2 protein-coding genes and 2 pseudogenes are annotated in these 3,918 nt (G+C 68.1%); 3 read left to right on the forward strand and 1 reads right to left on the reverse strand.

The genetic code is table 11. The features are described 5' to 3' along the window. Both G3N61_RS38165 and G3N61_RS38170 read left to right on the forward strand, forming a co-directional pair. Positions 1-128, forward strand: a pseudogene (locus tag G3N61_RS38165) (FAD-dependent monooxygenase); the annotation flags it as partial. After that, a pseudogene (locus G3N61_RS38170) lies at positions 121-630 on the forward strand (TolC family protein); the annotation flags it as partial. The pseudogenes G3N61_RS38165 and G3N61_RS38170, both read left to right, overlap by 8 nt. A 60-nt stretch (positions 631-690) precedes the next feature. Here the strand turns inward: G3N61_RS38170 and aceE are convergent. Then, on the reverse strand, positions 691-3,375 hold the full coding sequence (aceE, locus tag G3N61_RS38175) for a pyruvate dehydrogenase (acetyl-transferring), homodimeric type (RefSeq protein ID WP_205825016.1): 2,685 nt from the start codon (positions 3,373-3,375) through the stop codon (positions 691-693). Between the two features lie 173 nt (positions 3,376-3,548). Here aceE and G3N61_RS38180 point away from each other — a divergent pair. After that, positions 3,549-3,918: MarR family transcriptional regulator (locus tag G3N61_RS38180; protein WP_205172080.1), on the forward strand; the 370-nt coding region annotated here is incomplete at its 3' end.

The following is a 3,918-nucleotide window of genomic DNA, read 5'->3' on the forward strand; positions in this document are numbered from 1 at the left end:
AGCAGGGCACGGTCGACACGCTGAACGAAGCCGGCCTCGGCGACCGGATGCGTCGCGAAGGGCTCGAACATCACGGCATCGAACTGCTGTTCTCGGGCCAGCGCCATCGCATCGACCTGTCCGCGCTTCACGCTGTCGGGCCTGCTCGGCAGCGCGACGAGCAGCTACGGGTTCTTCCGCGCGGGCAGCGACACGAACCTGATCGCGCTCGGCATCGACTGGTCGTTCCTCGACGTCGGCCGCGTGCGTGCGCGGATCGCGGCGAGCGATGCGGAAGCGGCCGGGCAGCTTGCGCAGTACCGGCAGACCGTGCTCGGGGCGCTGGAGGAAACGGAGAACGCGCTGCTGCGCGCCGCCCGCACGCGTGACGAGACGGACCATCTCGTGCGGGCCGCGACCGACAGCGCGCGCGCCGCGCAACTGGCGCAGGCGCGTTTCTCGGCGGGGGCGATCGACTACTACGAAGTGCTCGACGCGCAACGCACGCTGCTGCAGGCGCAGGATGCGGCGGCCGACGGGCGGATGCGCAGTGCGGCGTCGACGGTGGCGCTGTACAAGGCGCTGGCGGGCGGCTGGCCGTCGGGAACGGGACAGGGCCCGCAAGGCCCGCTCGCGCAGTCGGGGCAGTAGCGCGGGCAGGGCGGTGGCGCGGCAGGCTGGCGCAATCCCGCCTGCCGCGCCACCGCATGACTACACGCTGGCCGGATCGACCTTGTCGATGTCGATGCCGTAGCGCCGGATCGCTTCACCTACCTTGGCACGCGGAATTACGCCGTCGTCGGCGAGCGCCTTCAGCGCTGCGATCACGATGAAGTGCCGGTCGACCTCGAAGAACGTGCGCAGCGCGTCGCGCGTATCCGAGCGGCCGAAGCCGTCGGTGCCGAGCGACACGAAGCGCCGGCCGTCGACGAACCCGCGGATCTGGTCGCCGACGATCTTCATGTAGTCGGTCGCGACGACCACCGGCCCCGTGCGGCCGTCGAGGCATTGCTGCACGTATGGCACGCGCGGCGCCTGATCCGGATGCAGCAGGTTCCAGCGTTCCGCCGCAAGCCCGTCGCGGCGCAGCTCGTTCAGGCTCGTCGCGCTCCACACGTCGCTCGTCACGCCGAAGTCCTGCGCGAGCAGGTCGCTCGCGGCGAGCACCTCGCGCAGGATCGCGCCGCTGCCCATCAACTGCACGTGCGGCGCGTCGGTCGCCTGTGATGTGTCTTCGCGCAGCAGGTAAAGCCCCTTGAGAATGCCGGCCTCCGCGCCGTCCGGCAGCGCCGGATGCGGGTAGTTCTCGTTGAGCAGCGTGATGTAGTAGTACACATCCTCCTGTTCCGCGAACATCCGCCGCAGGCCGTCGCGCACGATCACCGCGAGTTCGTACGCATAGGTCGGGTCGTACGACACGCAGTTCGGAATCACCGACGACAACACGTGGCTGTGCCCGTCGTCGTGCTGCAGCCCTTCGCCCATCAGCGTCGTGCGGCCGGACGTCGCGCCGAGCAGGAAGCCGCGCGTACGCGCGTCGCCGGCCGCCCACGCGAGATCGCCGACGCGTTGCAGCCCGAACATCGAATAGAAGATGTAGAACGGGATCGCCGGCAGGCCGTGGTTGCTGTACGCGGTGCCGGCTGCGATCCACGAGGCGATCGCGCCCGATTCGTTGATGCCTTCCTGCAGGATCTGCCCGTCCTTCGCTTCCTTGTAGTAGCTGAGCTGGCCCGCGTCCTGCGGCGTGTAGAGCTGGCCGAGATGCGAGTGGATGCCGATCTGGCGGAACAGGCCTTCCATCCCGAACGTGCGCGATTCGTCCGGCACGATCGGCACGACGAGCTTGCCGAGTGCGGGATCCTTCAGCAGCGTGCCGAGGATGCGCACGAACGCCATCGTCGTCGACAACCCGCGCTCGCCGCTGTCCTTGAGCTGACCGTCGAACGCGTCGAGCGGCGGTACCGGCAGCGGCGCTACGTGGCTGAAGCGGGCCGGCACGTGGCCGCCGAGCGCGGCACGGCGCTCCGCGAAGTAGCGTGCCTCGGCGCTGCCCGGTTCGGGTTTCAGGTAGGGCAGGTCGTCGAGTTGCGCGTCGCTGACCGGCAGCGCGAAGCGGTCGCGGAACGCGCGGACGGCGTCCGCGCTCATCTTCTTCAACTGGTGGTTCACGTTCTGGCCTTCGCCGGCTTCGCCCATCCCGAAGCCCTTGACCGTCTTCGCGAGCACGACGGTCGGCCGGCCGTCCGCGTGCATCGCCTGCGCATAGGCTGCGTGCACCTTTTCCGGATCGTGGCCGCCGCGCGCCAGTTTCCAGATGTCGTCGTCGGACAGATCGGCGACGAGCTCGAGCAGTTCGGGGTACTTGCCGAAGAAATGCTCGCGCACGTACGCGCCGCTCTGCGACTTGAAGGTCTGGTAATTGCCGTCGACGCATTCCATCATGCGCTGGCGCAGCAGGCCCGTGGTGTCGCGTTCGAGCAGGCGATCCCAGCCGCCGCCCCAGATCACCTTGACGACGTTCCAGCCCGCCGCGCGGAACGTGCCTTCGAGTTCCTGGATGACCTTGCCGTTGCCGCGCACCGGGCCGTCAAGGCGCTGCAGGTTGCAGTTGACGACGAAGATCAGGTTGTCGAGCCGTTCGCGCCCGGCGAGCGAGATCGCGGCGAGCGATTCGGGCTGGTCCATTTCGCCGTCGCCGAGAAAGGCCCAGACCTTGCGGCCCTGATGCGCTTTCAGCCCGCGATATTCGAGGTAGCGCATGAAGCGCGCCTGATACGCGGCCGTGAGCGGCCCGAGCCCCATCGACACGGTAGGGAATTGCCAGAAATCGGGCATCAGGCGCGGATGCGGATACGACGACAGCCCGTCGCGTCCCGCTTCGCGGCCGGTCTCGCGGCGGAAGTTGTCGAGCTGCGCGTCCGTGATGCGGCCTTCCAGGTACGCACGGCCATAGATGCCGGGCGCCGAATGGCCCTGGATGTAGACCATGTCGCCGTCGAACGTATCGGTGCGGCCGCGGAAGAAGTGATCGAAGCCGACGTCGTACAGCACCGCGGCCGACTGGTAGGTCGCGATGTGCCCGCCGACGTTCGAATGCCGGCCCGCGCGCAGCACCATCACCATCGCGTTCCAGCGGATCATCGCGTTCAGGCGCCGTTCGAGCGCGAGATCGCCCGGATAGGCCGGTTGCCGTTCACGCGGCACCGTGTTCACGTACGCGGTCGTCACGCGGCCGTGTAGGTCGCCGTGGCGCGCCGCGTCGAGGTCGGCAAGCTGGTCGAGCAGGTAGTGCGCGCGCGGGCGGCCTTCGAGCGCGATCACGGATTCGAGTGCATCGAGCCATTCGCGGGTTTCCTGCGGGTCGATGTCGGGTAGCGCGAGAGGTGCGGTCATGCAGTGTCTCCAGAAGCATAAGGCTGCGCGGGGCGACGGTCGTGGCGCCGCGACGCGCGACGGAACGCCCGCCGATCGGTGGGCGGATAGTTGCAATTGCAATCGTGTGAGGGCAATTGTTATCGAGGTAAAATTTAATTGCAACTGCAATTCAACGAGAGGAACGACCTGACATGAGCGCACCCGAACCCGATCTGTGGTTCTCGTTCGTCCGCGCGCACCGGACGATGATTCGCGAGATCGAGCGCCGCCTCGCGGCGGCCGGCCTGCCGGCCTATGCGTGGTACGACGCGTTGTGGGGGCTCGAAAGCGGGCCCGACGGCACGCGCCGCATGCACGAACTCGCCGACGTGCTCGCGATCGAGCGTTACAACCTGACGCGCCTCGTCGACCGGCTCGAACAGGAGGGGCTCGTCACGCGCGCCCGTTCGGCGGACGACGGCCGTGCCGCGTACGCGAGCATCACCGACAAGGGGCGGGTGCTGCGCAAGAAGATGTGGAAGGTGTACCAGTCGACGGTCGCGGAGCTCTTCCTCGATCAGT

Source organism: Burkholderia sp. Ac-20349 (assembly GCF_017104865.1).
Classification (GTDB): Bacteria; Pseudomonadota; Gammaproteobacteria; order Burkholderiales; family Burkholderiaceae; genus Burkholderia; species Burkholderia aenigmatica.